Source organism: Citrobacter sp. Igbk 16 (assembly GCF_028069755.1).
In the GTDB taxonomy this organism is placed as follows: domain Bacteria; phylum Pseudomonadota; class Gammaproteobacteria; order Enterobacterales; family Enterobacteriaceae; genus Citrobacter.
Genome location: NZ_JANEWJ010000007.1, coordinates 21,439 through 41,905, shown reverse-complemented (window position 1 = coordinate 41,905; position 20,467 = coordinate 21,439). Strand labels below are relative to the sequence as shown.

At 52.7% G+C, this 20,467-nt stretch carries 15 protein-coding genes and 3 tRNA genes; 4 read left to right on the top strand and 14 right to left on the bottom strand.

The window, feature by feature from the left end:
* Position 1: 1 nt before the first annotated feature.
* From hflK to nnr, 8 genes are all read right to left on the bottom strand, one after another.
* Positions 2 to 1,255 (bottom strand): FtsH protease activity modulator HflK, encoded by a 1,254-nt coding sequence (hflK, locus tag NNO03_RS06945; protein WP_271440277.1) that lies wholly within the window; start codon positions 1,253 to 1,255, stop codon positions 2 to 4.
* Positions 1,256 to 1,444: 189 nt separating this feature from the next.
* Positions 1,445 to 2,725: a ribosome rescue GTPase HflX gene (gene hflX, locus NNO03_RS06940; RefSeq protein WP_271440276.1), complete on the bottom strand. Its 1,281-nt coding sequence runs from the start codon at positions 2,723 to 2,725 to the stop codon at positions 1,445 to 1,447.
* Between the two features lie 74 nt (positions 2,726 to 2,799).
* Positions 2,800 to 3,108: an RNA chaperone Hfq gene (hfq, locus tag NNO03_RS06935; protein WP_003025584.1), complete on the bottom strand. Its 309-nt coding sequence runs from the start codon at positions 3,106 to 3,108 to the stop codon at positions 2,800 to 2,802.
* A gap of 210 nt (positions 3,109 to 3,318) precedes the next feature.
* Positions 3,319 to 4,269: a tRNA (adenosine(37)-N6)-dimethylallyltransferase MiaA gene (gene miaA, locus NNO03_RS06930; RefSeq protein WP_101742904.1), complete on the bottom strand. Its 951-nt coding sequence runs from the start codon at positions 4,267 to 4,269 to the stop codon at positions 3,319 to 3,321.
* A complete protein-coding gene (mutL, locus tag NNO03_RS06925; protein ID WP_271449152.1) occupies positions 4,262 to 6,124 on the bottom strand; it encodes a DNA mismatch repair endonuclease MutL in 1,863 nt (620 codons plus the stop codon). Before mutL ends, miaA begins: the two co-directional genes overlap by 8 nt.
* 9 nt (positions 6,125 to 6,133) lie before the next feature.
* The gene (gene amiB, locus NNO03_RS06920; RefSeq protein ID WP_271440273.1) at positions 6,134 to 7,465 is read right to left on the bottom strand and encodes an N-acetylmuramoyl-L-alanine amidase AmiB; all 1,332 of its coding nucleotides are present in this window, start codon (positions 7,463 to 7,465) and stop codon (positions 6,134 to 6,136) included.
* A 16-nt stretch (positions 7,466 to 7,481) separates the two neighbouring features.
* Positions 7,482 to 7,943 carry a tRNA (adenosine(37)-N6)-threonylcarbamoyltransferase complex ATPase subunit type 1 TsaE gene (gene tsaE / locus NNO03_RS06915; RefSeq protein WP_271440272.1) on the bottom strand — a complete coding sequence of 154 codons (462 nt, stop codon included), beginning with the start codon at positions 7,941 to 7,943 and terminating at the stop codon, positions 7,482 to 7,484.
* Positions 7,915 to 9,462 carry a bifunctional ADP-dependent NAD(P)H-hydrate dehydratase/NAD(P)H-hydrate epimerase gene (gene nnr, locus NNO03_RS06910; RefSeq protein ID WP_271449151.1) on the bottom strand — a complete coding sequence of 516 codons (1,548 nt, stop codon included), beginning with the start codon at positions 9,460 to 9,462 and terminating at the stop codon, positions 7,915 to 7,917. The genes tsaE and nnr overlap by 29 nt, the downstream gene beginning before the upstream one ends.
* Here nnr and queG point away from each other — a divergent pair.
* Positions 9,461 to 10,600: a tRNA epoxyqueuosine(34) reductase QueG gene (gene queG / locus NNO03_RS06905; RefSeq protein ID WP_271440270.1), complete on the top strand. Its 1,140-nt coding sequence runs from the start codon at positions 9,461 to 9,463 to the stop codon at positions 10,598 to 10,600. The two genes, nnr and queG, sit on opposite strands and share 2 nt — an antisense overlap.
* Before the next feature lie 269 nt (positions 10,601 to 10,869).
* On the opposite strand, the gene NNO03_RS06900 is transcribed toward queG, so the two are convergent.
* The 4 genes from NNO03_RS06900 to orn form a co-directional block, all read right to left on the bottom strand.
* Positions 10,870 to 10,945 (bottom strand) — tRNA-Gly (locus NNO03_RS06900).
* Between the two features lie 36 nt (positions 10,946 to 10,981).
* A tRNA-Gly gene (locus tag NNO03_RS06895) sits at positions 10,982 to 11,057 on the bottom strand.
* A 36-nt stretch (positions 11,058 to 11,093) separates the two neighbouring features.
* A tRNA-Gly gene (locus NNO03_RS06890) sits at positions 11,094 to 11,169 on the bottom strand.
* A gap of 241 nt (positions 11,170 to 11,410) precedes the next feature.
* Positions 11,411 to 11,956 carry an oligoribonuclease gene (orn, locus tag NNO03_RS06885; protein WP_040232952.1) on the bottom strand — a complete coding sequence of 182 codons (546 nt, stop codon included), beginning with the start codon at positions 11,954 to 11,956 and terminating at the stop codon, positions 11,411 to 11,413.
* 106 nt (positions 11,957 to 12,062) lie between these two features.
* On the opposite strand from orn, the gene rsgA reads away from it, so the two are divergent.
* The 3 genes from rsgA (at position 12,063) to mscM (ending at position 17,508) form a co-directional block, all read left to right on the top strand.
* Complete coding sequence (rsgA, locus tag NNO03_RS06880) at positions 12,063 to 13,115, top strand: small ribosomal subunit biogenesis GTPase RsgA (RefSeq protein ID WP_271449150.1); 1,053 nt, start codon at positions 12,063 to 12,065, stop codon at positions 13,113 to 13,115.
* 92 nt (positions 13,116 to 13,207) lie between these two features.
* Complete coding sequence (asd, locus tag NNO03_RS06875) at positions 13,208 to 14,176, top strand: archaetidylserine decarboxylase (RefSeq protein ID WP_271440268.1); 969 nt, start codon at positions 13,208 to 13,210, stop codon at positions 14,174 to 14,176.
* A 17-nt stretch (positions 14,177 to 14,193) separates the two neighbouring features.
* A complete protein-coding gene (gene mscM / locus NNO03_RS06870; protein WP_271449149.1) occupies positions 14,194 to 17,508 on the top strand; it encodes a miniconductance mechanosensitive channel MscM in 3,315 nt (1,104 codons plus the stop codon).
* 94 nt (positions 17,509 to 17,602) lie between these two features.
* Here the strand turns inward: mscM and yjeM are convergent, their stop codons facing one another.
* Both yjeM and epmA read right to left on the bottom strand, forming a co-directional pair.
* Entirely contained in the window at positions 17,603 to 19,105 is a 1,503-nt protein-coding gene (yjeM, locus tag NNO03_RS06865) for a glutamate/gamma-aminobutyrate family transporter YjeM (protein WP_271440266.1), read from the bottom strand.
* A 216-nt stretch (positions 19,106 to 19,321) separates the two neighbouring features.
* On the bottom strand, positions 19,322 to 20,299 hold the full coding sequence (epmA, locus tag NNO03_RS06860; protein ID WP_137384013.1) for an elongation factor P--(R)-beta-lysine ligase: 978 nt from the start codon (positions 20,297 to 20,299) through the stop codon (positions 19,322 to 19,324).
* Between the last annotated feature and the right edge of the window lie 168 nt (positions 20,300 to 20,467).

Genomic DNA, 20,467 nt, shown 5'->3' with positions numbered 1-20,467 from the left:
GTTATTCCCCCTGACGCTGGTAGTCGTTACGCTGCGCATTCGCGCGGCGTTGGTCCATAATATCGCCCTGACTGGTGGACGAGGTGTTGCTTGCTCCAGTGCTGGAAGACGTTGCCGGTGGCAGACGCAGCAGATTTGAACTGCTGTCAGTCTTAGCTGCTGGCGCAGTACCGCCTTTCAGCATCTGATCCAACGGTAGAACCATCAGATTACTGCCCTTATCGTTAACCAGTACTTTACGGGTATGGCTCAGCACTTTTTCCATGGTTTCGATATACAGACGCTCGCGAGTAATCTGCGGTGCGGCTTTATATTCCGGCAGAATTTTTGCGAAGCGAGCCACTTCACCCTGTGCTTCCAGGATGGTCTGGGTCTTATACGCACGCGCTTCTTCCAGAATACGCTGCGCCTGACCGTTTGCACGTGGCTGAACTTCGTTGGTATACGCTTCTGCTTCACGGATGTACTGCTGCTCGTTTTCACGCGCTGCGATAGCATCATCAAACGCCGCTTTTACCTCTTCCGGCGGACGTGCAGCCTGGAAGTTGACGTCCAGCAGGGTGATACCCATATTGTACGGACGAATGGTTTCTTCCAGTTCACGCTGGGTATCACTACGAATAACGGTACGCCCTTCGGTCAGGATACGATCCATGGTGTATTTACCGATGACCCCACGCAGGGCGCTGTCAGTTGCCTGACGCAGACTGTCATCCGCGCTGGTTACACTAAACAGGTAACGCTGCGGATCGGTCACACGGTACTGCACGTTCATTTCAACGCGCACGACGTTTTCGTCTGATGTCAGCATCACGCCGGATGCGGCAAGTTCACGCACAGCTTCAACGTTGACCGGAGTCACTTCGTCGATAAAGGTCGGTTTCCAGTTCAGACCCGGCTCAACCAGATGGCTGAATTTACCGAAGCGTGTCACCACGCCACGTTCCGCTTCTTTAATGGTGTAGAAACCGCTAGCCGCCCAGATAATGACGATAGCTGCCGCTGCGATAGTAAAGACTCGGCCGCCCAGTTGCGGACGCGGGCCTTGTGATGAACTACCACCGCCAGAGCCAGTACCTTTACCGCCACCCAAACCACCGAGTTTTTTACTCAGTTTGCGGAAGATATCATCCAGATCGGGAGGTCCCTGATCGCGACCACCTTTGTTTCCATTTCCCTCTGGGTTGCCGCCAGGTTTGCTGCTTCCCCAGGGGTCGCGGTCTTGTCCGTTATTACCGGGCTGATTCCACGCCATTTTTGTGCTCCATATTTGTTATGCGATGCTATACCTGCGTCTTTTGCGCTGCAGATGCGTTGGCTACGTCTTTCAACCCCAGTCACATAGTTGACTATGTGCCTGGAGATTTCAGGACTTGCCGCCTTCCTGCCGCATAAAATCCACGAGGAATAGAGGCGAAAAAATCTTCAGGCCATATCCGTCAGGTCAGACAACATAGTCTTCCAGTGCCGGTTCTTGTTTACAGAGGCGACGCCAGTCTACGATCGGCATACGTACTTGCAGACCTACGCTACCGTCTTCCTCCATCCACTCTTTCTCTATTGCCTGAAGTTGGTAAAACCGGCTTCTCAGTCGCCCTTCCTGCGGCGGCAGACGCAACGTATGTTGCGCAACCTCACCGGAAAGTCGCTCTGTCAAAGCCTGAAAAAGCTGTGGTATGCCAATTCCCGTTTGCGCTGAGACCCACACGCGAATGGGTTTATTCTCTTCATCTCTGTCGATACGCGGTTCAAAATCATCCAGCATATCGATCTTATTCATTACCAGCAGCGTCGGGATTTCATTTGCATCGATCTCTTCAAGAACCGTGTCGACGGCCTCAATGTTTTCCTGCACACGAAAATCTGCCGCATCAATAACGTGCAACAGCAAGGTCGCCTGACGAGTCTCCTGCAAAGTGGCCTTAAACGCCGCCACCAGGTCGTGCGGCAAATGACGGATAAACCCTACAGTATCCGCCAGCACGGTTTCACCGACATCCGCAACGTCTATTCGACGAAGCGTCGGATCCAGGGTCGCGAACAGTTGATCCGCTGCGTAGACCCGAGCTTCGGTTATCTGGTTGAACAGGGTGGATTTTCCGGCGTTGGTATATCCCACCAGTGATACGGTTGGGACATCCGCTTTCTTGCGCGACTGCCGCCCCTGCTCACGTTGCTTTTCAACTTTTTCCAGGCGCGACTGTATTTGCAAAATGCGATTACGCAGCAAACGACGGTCAGTTTCGAGCTGGGTTTCACCCGGACCACGCAAACCAATCCCGCCTTTTTGCCTTTCAAGGTGAGTCCAGCCACGGACCAGGCGTGTAGCCATATGGCGCAACTGCGCCAGCTCAACCTGCAACTTACCCTCATGGGTCCGCGCACGCTGGGCAAAAATATCTAAAATGAGACCAGTCCTGTCGATAACAAGACACTGGCATAACTGTTCCAGGTTACGTTCCTGGGCAGGGCTTAGAGCATGATCAAAAATCACCACCGCAGCGCCAGTCGCTTTTACGGCTTCGGCAATTTCGATTGCCTTACCTTCACCAACAAAAAACTTCGGGTGCGGTGCTTTACGGCTCCCGGTAATCACCTGCATTGCTTCGACACCGGCGGAAGAAACCAGAGATTCAAACTCCTGGAGGTCTTCCATATCTTTGTCTTGCGAAAAATAGATGTGTACCAGTACCGCCTGCTCACCGGCATCATAACGGTCAAACAAGCGTCAACCCCTCAATATATATCAACGGGGAACGCAGGATCTCTGGCTCCCCGTGTGTAAAACAGCCTAAAACCTTATTCGGTTTCTTCGCTGTCCTGTTGCGCTGATGAACCCTGCGCGTTGCTACCGTGATGGTAGTTGCTGCCAGTGCCGCCGGTGGCATTATTGCTGTGATGAGAAACCGGGCGAGACGGGACAACAGTGGAAATCGCGTGCTTATAAACCATCTGGCTGACCGTGTTTTTCAACAGGATCACGAACTGATCAAAAGACTCGATTTGACCTTGCAGCTTAATACCATTCACCAAATAAATAGAAACTGGAACACGTTCCCGACGCAGTGCGTTCAGGAACGGATCTTGTAAAGATTGCCCCTTAGCCATTCTCTCTTTTCCTTATATGCTTATTTGTACTTAATACGCTTCATCCTTCAGGTTGCCTCTACGTTAGCGACGTTCGTTCACCCCTGTCACTTACTTGAGTAAGCTCCTGGGGATTCACTCTCTTGCTGCCTTGATGCAACTTGAATGACTTTGCGTATTGAACCTTATGGTTCTGAAAAATTGCGCACGATACGTTTCAATTGTACACATTCAGTTCGCGATAGCACCAACAACCTGTAATACTTCGTTTCGCGCCTGGTCAGGCTTTTCACTGTCAAGCCAGTGCACCCCTTCCCAACCACGCAACCAGGTTATCTGCCGCTTCGCTAACTGCCTCGTGGCGCAAACACCTCTATAAACCATTTCATCGTATGAAATTTCGCCTTCAATGTATGACCACATCTGGCGATACCCTACACAACGAATGGAAGGCAAATCCGTATGCAAATCTCCTCGGGCAAAAAGCGCCCGGACTTCTGCTTCAAAACCTGAAGCTAACATCTGATGAAAACGCTGCTCAATTCGCTGATGGAGCAATTCACGGCTCGCCGGAGCGATCGCAAACTGGTGCACCTCATACGGCAAAGCATCTCCTGACGTTTGCGTCAGCTCCGTTAAAGTTTTACCCGAAATGAAAAAAACTTCCAGTGCCCGGGAAAGTCTTTGCGGATCATTTGGATGAATCCGCGCCGCAGCTACCGGGTCAATCTCCTGAAGCTGTCGGTGTAACGCGTCCCATCCAAGCTCTGCCGCCTGCTGCTCAATTCTGGCCCTGACCTCCGGGTCCGCCGACGGTAACGGTGACAACCCTTCAAGCAACGCTTTGAAATATAACATTGTGCCACCCACTAACAGCGGGATACGCCCCGCTGCGGTGATATCGGCCATCTCGGCTAGCGCATCGCGACGAAAATCCGCTGCAGAATACGCTTGCGCCGGATCACGAATATCCAGCAATCGGTGTGGTGCGGCCTTCAATTCATCAGCATCAGGCTTCGCGGTGCCGATATCCATCCCCTTGTAAATAAGGGCGGAATCAACGCTTATCAACTCTACAGGCAAAACTTTACGCAATTCAATTGCTAATGCCGTTTTACCGGAGGCCGTCGGCCCCATTAAAAAAATTGCCTTTGGCAGGCTCGCCTTACAGGTATCACTCATGTTTCAGGGCGTTCATTACCGAATGTAAATCAACAGGTTGTAACAGACCACCCGGCGGCGCCTTCACGAGTTGTGGGCATAGCCGCTCAACATCCGCCAACAGCGTAATCGCCTGAGCCATGCTCCACTGCGGATGCTCGCTCATCAGATTACGTGCAATCCACTGCGCAATGTTGCCCGGTTCAAATACGGTTTGCTGCGCCAGGTAGCCTATCAGTTCAGGAATCAAGATTTGTAAATTTTGTTGGCGTAAGGGTAAAGGCACCGCTCGGATGGTCACATGCTGCGCATCCAGCTGAAATTCAATCCCCAAATCGGCCAGTTGGCTTTGTCCTTTTTGCAACGCTGCTTTTTCACCTGCGGTGACTTTTAGACGCAACGGGATCAGCAGTGGCTGAGCGCAAACAGGACCCTGCCCAGGCGTAAGCTGCGCCTGACGCAACCACCGTTCCGCAACAGGTAACGCCAGCAGCCGAATCTGGCCATCGCTTTCCAGTAATGCACAGTCTGTCCCTACGATAGTCAGCACCCGTCCAAACCCCTGACTGTTGCCGGTAAGAGGTACCGTCGGTGTTTCAGCGACCGGTGGTTTGTGCATCGGAGCCGGTGTCTGCAGCAGGCGCTGATAAATTTCGCCCTGCTGCTTTTGATATCCAGGCTGGGCATGCGGCCAACTGGCGCTTGCCTGCCCCTGGCGACCACTCCCGCTACTGGAAGAGGCAGAATAACGGGGAGTAGCAGGTTCACGCGCTGGCGCAGGTTCGGCAAAATGGTTACGCCCTGCCGCCACGCGATTTTCCGGGATGTGTCTCGGGGCGAGTTCTTCGTCATCAACCAACGGCAGCGAGGTTTCCAACTGCTGTTGCAGGACGCTTAACACCCCTTGATAAATAAAATCATGCACCAGACGAGACTGGTGAAAGCGTACCTCATGTTTGGCTGGATGCACGTTTACATCCACCTGATGCGGGTCAATTTCCAGATACAGTACAAATGCGGGTTGCTGATCGGCGCCCAGCTTATCTTCACAAGCCTGGCGAATGGCATGGTTGATCAGTCTATCGCGCATCATCCGGCCATTCACATAGCAATACTGGATTTCCGCCAGCGCCGCCGTCGTGTGGTTCGGATCGGCCACCCAGCCGCGCAGCGCCAAATCGCCATGCTGCCATTCAATCGCCAGAGCATGCTCCAGAAACGGCGTCCCGCAAATAGCACCCAGTCGGCGCTCTTTTTGTCCATCCTCCGCGACGGCACGATACTGGCGCACCATTTTGCCGTTGTGCGACAGATTAATCGTCACATCGAAACGCGCCAACGCAATGCGGCGGATAATTTCGTCGATGTGGTTAAATTCCGTTTTCTCCGTGCGCATAAACTTGCGTCGTGCTGGCGTGTTGTAAAACAGATCCAGTACTTCCAGCGTGGTACCCACCGGATGCGCAGCGGGTTTAACCGTCACATCCATGTCACGCCCTTCAGCATAGGCCTGCCAGGCTTCGGGTTGTTCTTGCGTACGCGATGTCAGTGTTAAACGGGAAACCGAGCTGATACTCGCCAGTGCCTCTCCACGAAATCCAAGGCTTACAATCGCTTCGAGATCATCAAGCGAGGCAATTTTACTGGTGGCGTGACGCGCCAGCGCCAGCGCCAGCTCGTCTTTTTTAATCCCACAACCGTTGTCACGAATACGGATAAGCTTCGCCCCACCGCGTTCGATATCAATATCGATACGCGTTGCACCCGCATCGATGCTGTTTTCTACCAGCTCTTTAACCACCGACGCAGGTCGTTCCACCACCTCGCCTGCGGCAATCTGGTTCGCCAGCTGTGGCGGTAGAACCTGAATCGGCATGGCTAATCCTTAGTTTGTTAACGTGCTGCCAGGCGATACGGCGCTGGCAGTTTGCGCCGGTGCACCCTGTGGGCCGGTTTGCATCGGATGCGCCTGGAAATAGTTACGCAGTCCTTTGTAAATCGCCTCGGCCAGCTGCTGCTGGTAATCATCGCTTGCCAACAGCCGTTCTTCGCTGTTGTTGCTGATAAAACCGGTTTCGACCAGGACTGACGGGATATCCGGCGAGCGCAATACGCCAAGGCTGGCGTGTTCCGGGCGGCGTTTATGCATCGAACCAATACGCTCTAACTGACCGATCATGCTGGTCGCCACATCATAGCCGACGCGTTGCGAATGACCGAACTGCAGGTCCAGTACGGCCTGACTGAGATAGGGGTCAGACTGGCTGTTAGCCAGCACATCACCCGCGCCGCCCAGCAGTTCCGACTGTTTCTCGTGCTGCTCCAGCCAACCGGCCATTTCACTGTTGGCACGACGGTTTGACAGCACCCATACGGAAGCGCCTGTCGCATCGCGGTTTGGTGCGGCATCCGCATGAATAGAGACCAGGAAGTTGGCATTTTGTTTACGCGCAACATCAGAACGGCCCATCACCGAGATAAAGTAATCGCCGTCACGGGTGAGTACACCCTTAAACATCGGATCATCATTCAGCAAGCCGCGCAGTTTGCGTGCAACAGCGATAGTGACGTTTTTCTCGCGTGTACCACCAGGGCCGATCGCCCCTGGGTCCTGTCCGCCGTGTCCGGCATCGATAGCAATAACAACTTTATCGCCGTTGCTGACGCGAGCCTGAGCTGCCGGTCTCGTGGCCGTATTGCTGCTGGTCACCGCGGTGGTGCGATCATTTTCTGCTTTAAACGGATTACGTGCTGGCTCAACGGGACGCGGAGCAACAACCGGTGCCTCGACACGCTTGACCACCACAGGTGGCGGCGGTGGCGGTGGCGGCGCATCCGCTTTAATCGTAAACACAACGGTGTAATTGCCACCGTTTTGTCGTTTTACGGCTTCTGCTTTTCCGTTTTCGGTTAAATCGACAACCAGCCGCAGAGACTGGGCATCATTTGGCGTACCCGAACGGATCGCCTTCACCAGATTATTGCCGCTGAACAGCAGTGGTAATCCCTGAATCACACCGGTTTGTTTAATATCCAGCGTGACCGTTCGTTTCCCCTCCTGTGACACAGCGTATTCCGGCTCACCGATAAAGCTCAGCGTAATCCGCGCCTGTTGATCGCCATTGGAAACCTGAAGATCGGAGAGGCTGGCGGCCCCTGCCTGCGCGCACAGCAGGACCAGGGTTGCCATCAGCCAGTTTCTGATGCGATAAATCATCCCGCCACCCTTAAGGTTAATCGGCCAAACGCGCCAGCAATAAATCACCCGATGAGGAGACCGCACTTACGCGCGCCTCACGACCTTGCGCCTGATATTCAATGTGTATTTCGACGTCCGGGTCTGGCAGTACACCTTTACCTTGTTGCGGCCATTCCACCAGGCAGATGGCATCATTGGCAAAATAATCGCGGATCCCCATAAATTCCAGCTCCTCCGGGTCCGCAAGGCGATACAGGTCGAAGTGATAGACCATTAAATTATCGAGCGCATAGGGTTCGACCAGTGTGTAGGTCGGGCTTTTTACATTACCTTTGTGACCTAACGCCTGCAGGAATCCCCGACTAAAGGTCGTTTTACCCGCCCCCAGGTCGCCATATAAATAAATAACCGTCGCGCCGTCACAGGCTTTGGCTACCCGCTGTCCCAGGTCTAAAGTTGCCTGCTCATCAGGTAGTGGAATTACTCGATTCATCATGATAAACGTCAATCACATCAGGGTTAACAATACGCTGTAGCGTGGTAAAGAGATCTGTCGCCAGCATGCCGCGCATACCAAAACGCGCTGCCAGTACATCCGCCGCCGCACCATGCGCAACACATCCCGCACACGCTGCATCATACGGGGTAAGCTTCTGTCCGAGCAATGCGCCAATAATACCGGAAAGCACATCCCCCATCCCGCCGCTGGCCATTCCGGCATTACCGGCATCAATAATACTCAATGCAGCCTGTTCAGAGGCGACAACCGTCCCCGCGCCTTTCAGCACCACCACACCTCCGTACCGTTTTACCAGACGTTGTGCACAAAGTAAGCGATCGTCCTCAATTTCTGCAATGGAACAACCCAGTAGCCGTGCTGCCTCACCCGGATGCGGCGTGATCACGCGATTGTGACGTTTATCGGGATTGATTGCCAGCAGGTTAAGTGCATCGGCATCCCAGAGCATCGGTTTGCGAAAATTCTCGACCTTTTGCAATGCTTTTTTGCCCCACTCCTGCTGTCCAAGACCAGGACCAATCACCACGACATCCGCCCACGCCAAACCCTCTTCCAGCGTCTTCGGCGTTAGCGTATCGACCATGAGTTCCGGTCGGGCAGTCAAAATGGGGGCGATATTTTCACTGCGCGTCAGTACTTTGACCAATCCAGCCCCCGCACGCAGCGCCGCTTCACCGGCCATACGAATGGCACCCGCCGTGCCGTGGTCACCGCCAATAATGACCAACCGACCATGGGAACCTTTGTGTGAGGTAGGTCGACGTGGTGTTAACCAATGCGCAAGCTGCGAGGCTTCATAACGCTGAATCGGCGCATCTTGCCTGGCAAGCCAGGCGTCCAACCCAAGCGCGTTAAAGTGCAGATGTCCGGTAACATCGCGCGCTTTGCCAGTTAACAGCCCTGGTTTCAACGCAATAAAGGTGACGGTATGCGCTGCGTTTATCACCGCCCCCGGTGTCGCTCCTGTTTGTGCCAGCAGACCAGAAGGAATGTCTACGGCGACGATGGGGGCAGGATGGGTATTAGCATGCTCAATCAGCGTCAGGAGAGGTTCGCGCGGAGCCTGTTTTAAACCGGTCCCCAGCAGCGCGTCGATAATGACATCCACACGACCAGGCCAGACGATATCTGTAGAATGGATGACGCCCCCCGCATTAAGCCAGGCATCACGCGCCTGCTGTGCTTCCTCGGGAAGCGTTTTATCGCTCTCCTGCGCCAGCAATGTGACATCAATACCCAGCGCTTTAGCGAGTCTTGCCACCACATACCCATCACCGCCATTGTTACCGTGGCCGCATAGCACCAGCCAGTGTTGAGCGTGCGGATATACGTTCCGTGTAGCCTGAAACACAGCCTCTCCCGCACGCAGCATCAGTTCATAAAGCGTCAGCCCTAAGTTGTCTGCCGCCTCTCGTTCCATCCGTTTGATGTCATCGGCGTGCCAGATGGAGTGTGGTATACTTGTGAGGTTTTTCTTCATTGTATGGTCCGTCATGTCAGAGCCCCTCGATCTCAATCAGTTAGCGCAAAATATTAAACAGTGGGGGCTGGAACTTGGCTTTCAGCAGGTCGGTATTACCGATACCGACCTCAGCGAAGCCGAACCCAAACTGCAGGCCTGGCTGGATAAACACTATCACGGCGAGATGGACTGGATGGCCCGTCACGGCATGATGCGCGCCCGACCTCATGAATTATTGCCCGGTACATTACGCGTTATCAGCGTGCGAATGAACTATCTTCCTGCCAACGCGGCCTTTGCCAGCACGTTGAAAAACCCCTCCCTGGGTTACGTCAGCCGTTACGCGCTTGGACGTGACTACCATAAGTTGCTACGTAACCGCTTAAAAAAGCTGGGCGAGATGATTCAACAGCACTGCGCTTCGCTGAATTTTAGACCTTTTGTCGATTCAGCGCCCATTCTTGAGCGTCCACTGGCGGAAAAAGCCGGGCTTGGCTGGACAGGTAAGCACTCACTTATCCTCAACCGTGAGGCTGGCTCATTCTTCTTTCTCGGTGAGTTACTGATCGATTTGCCTCTCCCGGTTGATAAGCCAGTCGAAGAAGGATGCGGCAAATGCGTGGCCTGTATGACCATTTGTCCTACCGGCGCTATCGTTGAACCCTACACGGTGGATGCGCGCCGCTGTATCTCTTATCTCACGATCGAACTGGAAGGCGCGATCCCGGAAGAGTTTCGTCCGCTACTGGGGAACCGCATCTATGGCTGCGATGACTGCCAGCTCATCTGCCCGTGGAATCGCTATTCGCAGTTGACGGCAGAGGATGACTTCAATCCGCGCAAGCAGCTTCATGCTCCGGAGTTAATAGAACTATTTAGCTGGAGCGAGGCGTGGTTTTTGAAAGTCACGGAGGGATCTGCCATTCGTCGTATTGGCCATCTGCGCTGGCTGCGCAATATCGCCGTTGCGCTGGGAAATGCCCCCTGGGATGAAGCCGTAATCAATGCGCTGGAAACCCGCAGAGGTGAGCACCCACTTCTCGACGAGCACATATCATGGGCGATTGCCCGGCAAATTGAGAAGCGAAACGCCTGCGTAGTGGAAGTACAGTTACCGAAGAAACAACGCCTGGTCAGGGTCGTTGAAAAAGGATTGCCGCGCGATGCTTAAATCATCCACAGCTTGTGTATAAAAATAAAAACACATTGATATTCAAGAGGGAAAAAATCGTCAAGTGATCGCATTAACAATTTGAAATGATAATTAGTTCAATAATTTCAATTGGTTACAAAGATATTATTCACCCGGCGAAGTTATTTGCATTCAAGGAATGATGCCTCGACCTGTGGATAAGTCTGTTTACAGAAGTATGTCAATGGCGAACGAAAACGTCCCCAACGCGATACTACGTTGTGGATATTTTTATTGAGATAAGAATTTGGAGCGGGAAACGAGACTCGAACTCGCGACCCCGACCTTGGCAAGGTCGTGCTCTACCAACTGAGCTATTCCCGCTTGGGTGGTCTGTGCTTAACAAGCACTTTCAAATTTTGGAGCGGGAAACGAGACTCGAACTCGCGACCCCGACCTTGGCAAGGTCGTGCTCTACCAACTGAGCTATTCCCGCTTGGGTGGTCTGTGCTTAATAAGCACTTTCAAATTTTGGAGCGGGAAACGAGACTCGAACTCGCGACCCCGACCTTGGCAAGGTCGTGCTCTACCAACTGAGCTATTCCCGCAAATTTGTACTTCTTTTGTTGCTGCCGTAACGTGTAATTCTCTGTCGTTACGGGAGGCGCATTATACGAGAAATCCGTTTAGCTGCAACCCCCCTAAAAGCGATTTTTTCGTTTTTCTGCTCAAGTGCTGAATTTATCGACAAGTCGTCTAATTTAGCGGCAATCCAGCCCCAGTGCAAGCGCACAGGAACGATATTCGTAGGCCGGGCAGAGTACAACCGCCACCCGGTCATCCACAAAATTAAAGCTTAATAAAATGCTCGCGATAGTAAGCCAGCTCAGCAACGGACTCACGAATATCGTCCATTGCCTGGTGTGTTCCTTGTTTCTTGAAGCCATCAAGGATCTCTGGTTTCCAGCGACGGGCCAACTCTTTAAGCGTGCTGACGTCCAGATAGCGATAATGGAAATACGCCTCCAGCTCCGGCATATATTTAAACAGGAAACGGCGATCCTGGCCGATGCTGTTGCCACAGATAGGTGATTTTCCTTCAGGTACCCACTCTTTTAAAAAGGCCAGCGTTGCCAGCTCGGCTTCACGATCGCCCATGGTGCTCGCTTTTACGCGTTCCACTAGTCCACTTCCGGTATGCGTACGTACGTTCCAGTCATCCATTAGCGCCAGTTGCTCATCAGACTGATGCACCGCAATTGTTGGTCCTTCAGCCAGGATATTCAGGTTGGCATCAGTCACTAGCGTAGCGATCTCAATAATGCGATCGCGCTCGGGATCCAGACCAGTCATCTCCAGATCGATCCAAATCAGGTTGTTTTCATTGGCACTCATGCTATTTTCCACCCTTCAGACGTCACATTCAGTGTGACTATATTCATCTAAAATTGCGTGTATCATAAATGTTTTGCCCATTATGGGCGACCAGGAGCCAGTCCGATTGAGTAAGAATAAACTCTCCAAAGGCCAACAGCGCCGCGTGAACGCCAATCACCAGCGTCGTCTTAAAACGTCCGCGGAGAAGCCCGACTACGACGACAACCTGTTTGGCGAGACCGCTGAAGGCATCGTTATCAGCCGTTTTGGCATGCATGCCGACGTAGAATCTGCTGACGGTGAAATTCACCGTTGCAACATCCGCCGTACCATTCGTTCGCTGGTTACCGGCGATCGTGTGGTCTGGCGTCCGGGTAAAGCGGCAGCAGAGGGCGTGAATGTTAAAGGGATCGTTGAGGCGGTACATGAGCGTACCTCCGTACTCACACGCCCGGACTTTTACGACGGGGTGAAACCCATTGCGGCCAACATCGATCAAATCGTGATTGTTTCAGCCATCTTACCTGAGCTGTCACTGAATATTATCGACCGTTATCTGGTGGCTTGCGAAACCTTGCACGTAGAGCCCATCATCGTACTCAACAAAATCGATCTGCTGGACGATGAAGGTATGGCCTTCGTTAACGAGCAGATGGACATCTATCGCAACATTGGTTATCGCGTGTTGATGGTATCAAGCCGCACCAAAGACGGCCTGAAACCGCTTGAAGAAGCATTGACCGATCGTATTAGTATCTTTGCTGGTCAGTCAGGCGTAGGCAAATCCAGCCTGCTCAATAACCTTCTCGGCCTGCAGGAAGAGATCCTGACCAATGATGTCTCCGACAACTCTGGTCTTGGGCAGCACACCACAACAGCTTCTCGCCTGTACCACTTCCCTCACGGCGGCGATGTCATCGACTCCCCCGGTGTACGTGAGTTTGGGCTGTGGCATCTTGAACCGGAACAAATCACTGATGGCTTTGTCGAATTTCATGACTATTTAGGCCATTGCAAGTATCGCGACTGTAAACATGATGCAGATCCGGGCTGTGCAATCCGTGAAGCTGTCGAGGAAGGGAAAATCGCTGAGATTCGGTTTGAAAATTATCACCGCATCCTGGAAAGCATGGCGCAGGTAAAAACGCGTAAAAACTTTTCTGATACAGACAACTGACAACTAAGCTAAGCATCGCTAGAATCGTCCCCCTTTTTTCAGGATCCGGCCCATATGCCGGATCGGGAACAAATTATGGCCTGGAGGCTACCTTGTTAAACTCATTTAAGCTTTCGCTACAATACATTCTGCCGAAACTATGGCTCACTCGCCTGGCGGGTTGGGGTGCGAGCAAACGTGCAGGATGGTTGACCAAACTGGTCATCGATCTGTTCGTGAAATATTACAAGGTCGATATGAAAGAGGCGCAAAAGCCGGACACCGCCAGCTATCGTACCTTTAACGACTTTTTTGTTCGCCCGCTGCGCGAAGATGCACGCCCGATCAATACCGATCCCAATGTGCTGGTCATGCCCGCTGACGGCGTGATTAATCAGTTGGGTAATATTGAGGAAGACAAACTGTTGCAGGCCAAAGGGCATAGCTACACCCTTGAAGCGCTGCTGGCAGGCAACTACCAGATGGCGGATAAATTCCGTAACGGGACGTTTGTCACGACTTACCTCTCACCGCGTGATTACCACCGCGTCCACATGCCGTGTAACGGTATCTTGCGAGAAATGATGTACGTGCCAGGCGATCTCTTCTCTGTGAACATCCTGACCGCGCAGAACGTGCCGAACCTGTTTGCCCGCAACGAACGTGTTATTTGCCTGTTTGATACCGAATTCGGCCCGATGGTGCAGATTCTGGTCGGTGCGACCATCGTCGGCAGCATTGAAACCGTATGGGCTGGCACCATTACCCCACCACGTGAAGGCGTGATCAAACGCTGGACATGGCCGGAAGGCGAAAGCGAAGGCTCTGTGGCGCTGCTGAAAGGTCAGGAAATGGGCCGCTTTAAACTCGGTTCAACCGTTATCAACCTGTTTGCGCCGGGTAAAGTTAATCTGGTTGCACAGTTGCAGGATCTGTCGGTAACCAAAATTGGCCAGCCGATGGCCATCTCGACCGAGACCTTCGTGACGCCAGCGGCAGAGCCCGTGCCATTGCCGAAAGAAGAGATCGAAGCAGAACACGATGCCAGCCCGCTGGTTGAAGACAAAAAAGACGAAAGTTAACCATAGGAATCGCTGCTGTGCGCCTGATTATCACTTTTCTGATGGCCTGGTGCCTCAGCCAGGGGGCGTACGCTGCGACGGCCCCCGACAGTAAACAACTCACTCAGGAACTGGAGCAGGCAAAGGCGGCGAAACCCGCTCAGCCAGAAACCGTTGAGGCGCTCCAGTCCGCGCTGAATGCTCTTGAGGAGCGGAAAGGCTCCCTTGAGCGTGCTGAACAATATCAACAGGTTATCGATAACTTCCCCAAGCTGTCCGCCACGTTACGCGCACAGCTAAACAACCTGCGCGACGAACCGCGTAGCGTACCGACCGGCCTCACGACGGATGCATTAAACCAGGAGATCCTTCAGGTCAGCAGTCAGTTACTGGATAAAAGCCGCCAGGCTCAACAGGAGCAGGATCGCGCCAGGGAAATCGCCGACTCGTTAAGCCAGCTTCCCCAGCAACAAACCGATGCTCGCCGCCAGCTAAATGATCTTGAGCGGCGCCTTGGTACAGCCAACAGTAACTCAGCGCTCAATCAAGCAATGCAGGCAGAATCCGCCAGGCTTAAAGCCCAGGTCGATGAACTGGAACTGGCTCAGCTTTCCGCAAACAACCGTCAGGAACTGGCGCGCATGCGCTCCGAACTGGCAGAAAAACAGAGCCAACAGCTCGACGCTTACCTGCAGGCATTACGCAACCAACTCAACAGCCAGCGCCAACGTGAAGCCGAACGTGCGCTGGAAAGCACGGAACTGTTGGCAGAAAACAGCGCAGGATTGCCGGAAGGCATCATTGACCAGTTTAAAGTTAACCGTGAGCTGTCTCAGGCACTCAATCAGCAGGCGCAACGTATGGATCTGGTCGCCTCCCAGCAGCGTCAGGCCACCAGCCAAACGTTGCAGGTACGTCAGGCGCTGAATACGCTGCGGGAACAGTCACAATGGCTTGGCGTCTCGAATATGCTGGGAGAAGCACTGCGTGCACAAGTTTCTCGTCTGCCAGAAATGCCCAAACCCCAGCAGTTAGATACCGAAATGGCACAGCTGCGCGTACACCGCATGCGCTATGAAGATCTCCTCAACAAGCAGCCGCAATTACGTCAAATTCACCAGGCCGACGGACAACCACTAACCGCTGAGCAGAGCAGCATTCTCAACGCCCAGTTGCGCACTCAGCGTGAACTACTGAACTCACTGCTACAGGGTGGCGATACACTGATCCTCGAGCTCACTAAGCTAAAAGTCTCCAATAGCCAACTGGAAGACGCGTTGAAAGAGGTCAACGAGGCGACGCACCGTTATCTGTTCTGGACATCAGACGTCAGCCCCATCTCGCTTTCCTGGCCTGTCGACATTGTTCAGGATCTGCGCCGCCTGATCTCACTCGATACATTTAATCAGCTCGGCAAAGCCACGATCATGATGCTGACCAGCAAAGAAACGCTGCTGCCACTGTTCGGTGCGCTGGTGCTGGTTGGGTTTAGCCTTTCTTCACGTAAACACTTCACCCGCTTTCTTGAACGCTCGTCAGCGCGTGTTGGTAAAGTCACCCAGGACCACTTCTGGCTCACGATACGCACGGTATTCTGGTCGATACTTGTGGCCTCACCGCTGCCAGTGCTATGGGCAACACTGGGTTACGGATTACAGGAAGCCTGGCCCTACCCGCTGGCCGTCGCGATAGGAGACGGCGTTACCGCAACGGTACCCATGCTGTGGGCGGTAATGATTTGCGCCACCTTCGCACGCCCCAACGGTCTGTTCATTGCGCACTTTGGCTGGCCGCGTAACCGTGTCGCGAAGGCCATGCACTATTACCTGATGAGTATCGGGCTGATTGTCCCGCTGATCATGGCGGTGATTATGTTTGATAACCTCAATGACCGGGAATTCTCCGCTTCATTGGGGCGCCTGTGCTTTATCCTGATTTGCGGAGCGCTGGCGATCGTAACCCTGAGCCTGAAACGCGCCGGTATACCGCTGTATCTCGACAAAGAAGGCAATGGCGACAACATGGTCAACAGCATGCTGTGGAATATGCTGATGGGTGCACCACTCATTGCTATTCTCGCGGCTGCTGTGGGCTACCTGGCAACATCACAAGCCTTGCTGGCGCGCCTGGAGACTTCGGTAGCAATCTGGTTCTTGTTACTGGTGGTCTATCACGTCATTCGCCGTTGGATGCTAATCCAACGTCGCCGTCTGGCATTCGATCGTGCCAAGCATCGACGTGCTGAAATGCTGGCGCAACGCGCGCGCGGTGAGGAAGAGCCACCTCATTCAACCAGCCTTGAAGGGGCCGTCGATGTTGACGAAAGCGAAGTGGATCTTGATGCAATCAGTGCACAATCACTGCGCCTGGTGCGTTCTATCCTGATGCTCATCGCCCTGCTCTCGGTTATCGTGCTGTGGTCAGAAATTCATTCCGCTTTCGGCTTCCTGGAAAATATCTCACTATGGGATGTCACCTCCACGGTGCAGGGCGTGGAAAGTTTAGAGCCCATTACACTGGGTGCGGTGTTAATTGCGATTCTGGTGTTTATCATCACGACGCAGTTGGTGCGAAACCTGCCCGCATTGCTGGAACTGGCGTTGCTACAACACCTGGATTTAACCCCCGGCACCGGTTATGCCATCACCACTATCACCAAATATCTGCTGATGCTGATTGGCGGTTTGGTGGGCTTCTCAATGATTGGTATCGAATGGTCAAAACTGCAGTGGCTGGTAGCGGCTCTCGGTGTGGGGCTGGGCTTTGGCTTGCAGGAGATCTTCGCCAACTTTATTTCTGGCCTGATCATCCTGTTTGAAAAACCAATCCGTATTGGCGACACGGTGACCATTCGCGATCTCACCGGTAGCGTGACGAAAATTAATACCCGCGCGACCACCATCAGCGACTGGGACCGCAAAGAGATCATTGTGCCCAACAAAGCGTTCATCACCGAGCAGTTTATCAACTGGTCACTATCTGACTCGGTCACGCGTGTCGTGTTAACTATCCCGGCGCCGTCGGAAGCTAACAGCGAGGAAGTCACACAAATCCTGCTTACCGCCGCACACCGCTGTTCGCTGGTGATCGACACACCTGCCCCGGAAGTCTTCCTGGTTGACCTTCAGCAAGGGATTCAGATCTTCGAACTGCGTATCTATGCTGCGGAGATGGGACACCGTATGCCGCTGCGCCACGAGATCCACCAACTGATTCTGGCAGGCTTCCGTGAGCACGGTATTGATATGCCATTCCCGCCGTTCCAGATGCGTCTGGAAAGTCTGGGGGGTAAGCAAACGGGAAGAACGTTAAGTTCTGCGGGCAGAAGCAGTCGTCCGGCGGGAAGTTTGTAGCGCATGATCCAGGCAAGAAATGCCGGATGGCGACCCGTTGGGTCTAATCCGGCCTACGAAGATGCTTCTTTGTAGGCCGGATTAAGCAGGTCGTTTATTCCACAGCCCACTCAGGCTCATTGGCCGCGCGGCGACTGTAGTTCTGATAAATCGCCATCGCCAGCAGTGAGAAGAATATCGGACCGCCAGTCATCCACAGCGCACTGTTCCAGTCTCCGGCCTCGATCACCGGCTGGATGATGGTAAATACGTTGGCAAACGTCACCACCAGTACCACCACTCCCGTTGCCAGCAACGTTGCCGCCCGGGTTTTAAAAATAACAAACGGCCTTTCCAACCCCACGCGGGATTTGAAGAACGGAAACGCCAGCGCCAGGAACAGATACGGCAACGTCATAGATACGTTCGCCATCAGCGTCAGTTTGTTATAAAACGCGGAGGCCGTATCACCGCCGAAGGAAACTAACAGAATAAACAAACTCACCAACAGGCACTGCATCCACATTGCTGTCGTTGGCATACCCATCGCATTCAGTTTGGTCATCGGTGCCGGCCACAGCGCTTTTGGTGTTCCCTGAATAATCGCTTTCAGCGGCGAGTAGCTAAGGGTAAAAAAAGCACCGGTATAGGCAAGGAACATGGAAAGCCCGGTAATACGCGCAAACCATACCCCCATCGTCGTTGCCGTCTCTGGGGAAAGGTGCAGCGCATTACCCAATGTCATGCCAAGACTTTTCATCAGGATATAAGTAATATTACCAAGGTTAACGGAACCATTACTTAATACCTGCTGCCAGTTGGTGCTAACACCCCACAAAAATATGGCCAGCGAATAACCAACTGAAATGACGATAGCGGCAAAGACAATGCCTTTTGCAAAGTTCTTTTCTGGTTTCTCCGTTTTATCGACCAGTCCACCCACGGCTTCAATTCCACCATAAGCAAAAATGGCAAATACCACGAACGACAACATTGCCAAGCCTGACTGATATCCCGGATTGGGTGAAGATGTAAAATTAATATCCTGCGCAAAGTGGCCACCTGTTAATAACAAAATAGCGACACTCACTAACAACAGAACTAAGTTAAGACACATTACGGCAATTCCGCCTACAGCCGTAATACGTGCAATCTTATTAATACCGCGAGAAGCAACACAGGTCACCACCACCATCCAGCCGACCGCAAGCAGTCCGACAACCTGGGTTGGTTCAAGCCCGGCGATACCCCAATGCTGCGTCATGTCTGCACCGAATAAGAAGGTGGAGAAAGGCACCCATACTTTTGCCGCTGTGCTAACCATCCATATCACGTAGGAGGAGAACCACATAAACGTGCCGATAAACGCGTAGCGTGGTCCAACGCTATTATTCATCCACGAATATATTCCACCCTCTTCTTTCCGATAGGCGGAACCCATTTCTGCCATCATTAAAGCGAAGGGAATAAAGAATAATAATGCAGAAAATATATACCAAGGAATCGCACTATACCCCATCAAATAAAATGCAGAGGGACTATTTGCAAATCCGAAAACTGACGTGAATATCATAAGGATGAGACCTATCAGGCTCATCTTCTTTATTGTTTGGGTCATTCAACCATCCCTTACTCTGGCAAGCGTTTAGCAAACGCCGCTCACCGATTGGCACCGCTCTCTTTGCAGAGTTCAGCAATTAAAAATCAACACAGAATTGATACCTAAACGATACCAGATATCCAGAGTCAAATTGTGGCTATTAGAGGGAAAGTGAAAAAATGTGCTACAAAGTGGCGGTTTTACCGCCACTTTGTTTTGTGAAGGGAAAACACGTTATGCGCGATCGACGGTAAAGGCGATAACGTCAGCCAGGCTATCAGCGCCCAGCGCCAGCATCACCAGACGATCAACACCCAGCGCCACACCAGAGCAATCCGGCATCCCAACTTTCAACGCTTCAAGCAAGTTGTTGTCAATTGGCTGTTGCGGCAGGCCACGCGCTGCACGTTTACGATTATCCTGCTCAAACCGTTGCTGCTGTTCACGCGCATCGGTCAACTCATGGAAACCATTCGCCAGCTCAATACCTTTGTAATAAACCTCAAATCGCTCTGCGACCCGATGATCTTCAGTACTGATTTGTGCCAGTGACGCCTGGCTGGCCGGGAAATGGTACACAAACGTTGGTTTGTCTTTGCCAATATGCGGCTCAACACCCATTGTAAACAGCAGTTGCAACAAGGTATCCCGGTCTTCTTCAGTATCCGCGATATTGCTGAGATCCAGCTTCGCCGCCACTTCTCGCAGTTGGGTTTTATCCGCAGACAGCGGGTCAATCTCCAGATGACGCTGGAAAGCTTGCTGGTAAGAAAGGCTTTCGGCAGGTGAACAGTCCAGCACTTGCTGCAGCAAATCATCCACTTCGTTCATCAGGCGATACATGTCGTAGTGTGGGCGATACCACTCAAGCATGGTGAACTCAGGATTATGATGGCGCCCCATTTCTTCATTACGGAAGCTGCGACATAGCTGATACACCGGGCCACATCCAGCGACCAGCAGGCGCTTCATATGGTATTCCGGGCTGGTCATTAAATAGAGGTTCATCCCCTGGGAATGACCAGGGCCAACGAAACGCGTTTCGAACGGGAACAGATGAATGTCCGTTACCGTCGCCTGACTCATGCAAGGTGTCTCAACCTCAAGCACTCCACGATCGGCAAAAAAGCGGCGAATCTCCGCTATAATTGCTGCACGTTTTAACAGATTGGGGATGGACGCGCTCGGCTGCCAGGTTGCCGTTTCGCTCATGGTTGTTTCTCCGATTTCAGACAAGGGCACGAAGTCTACTCGTATCGTGCTAGCGAGACAAATTTCACGCGGGAATAATAAACACTGGCTGGCGGGTAAAAAAAGCAATATTGGGTGGTTTAGTAATTAAATTAATCAAATTCAATGATAATTCAGCCCTCTGATACG

Excerpts from the sequence above, each read along its gene's own strand:
- orn (WP_040232952.1), bottom strand. The coding sequence starts at position 11,956 with ATGAGTGCCAATGAAAACAACCTGATTTGGATCGATCTGGAGATGACT.
- mutL (WP_271449152.1), bottom strand. The coding sequence starts at position 6,124 with ATGCCGATTCAGGTTCTACCGCCACAGCTGGCGAACCAGATTGCCGCA.
- nnr (WP_271449151.1), bottom strand. The coding sequence starts at position 9,462 with ATGACGGACCATACAATGAAGAAAAACCTCACAAGTATACCACACTCC.
- queG (WP_271440270.1), top strand. The coding sequence starts at position 9,461 with ATGTCAGAGCCCCTCGATCTCAATCAGTTAGCGCAAAATATTAAACAG.
- hfq (WP_003025584.1), bottom strand. The coding sequence starts at position 3,108 with ATGGCTAAGGGGCAATCTTTACAAGATCCGTTCCTGAACGCACTGCGT.
- epmA (WP_137384013.1), bottom strand. The coding sequence starts at position 20,299 with ATGAGCGAAACGGCAACCTGGCAGCCGAGCGCGTCCATCCCCAATCTG.
- miaA (WP_101742904.1), bottom strand. The coding sequence starts at position 4,269 with ATGAGTGATACCTGTAAGGCGAGCCTGCCAAAGGCAATTTTTTTAATG.
- yjeM (WP_271440266.1), bottom strand. The coding sequence starts at position 19,105 with ATGACCCAAACAATAAAGAAGATGAGCCTGATAGGTCTCATCCTTATG.
- amiB (WP_271440273.1), bottom strand. The coding sequence starts at position 7,465 with ATGATTTATCGCATCAGAAACTGGCTGATGGCAACCCTGGTCCTGCTG.
- tsaE (WP_271440272.1), bottom strand. The coding sequence starts at position 7,943 with ATGATGAATCGAGTAATTCCACTACCTGATGAGCAGGCAACTTTAGAC.
- hflK (WP_271440277.1), bottom strand. The coding sequence starts at position 1,255 with ATGGCGTGGAATCAGCCCGGTAATAACGGACAAGACCGCGACCCCTGG.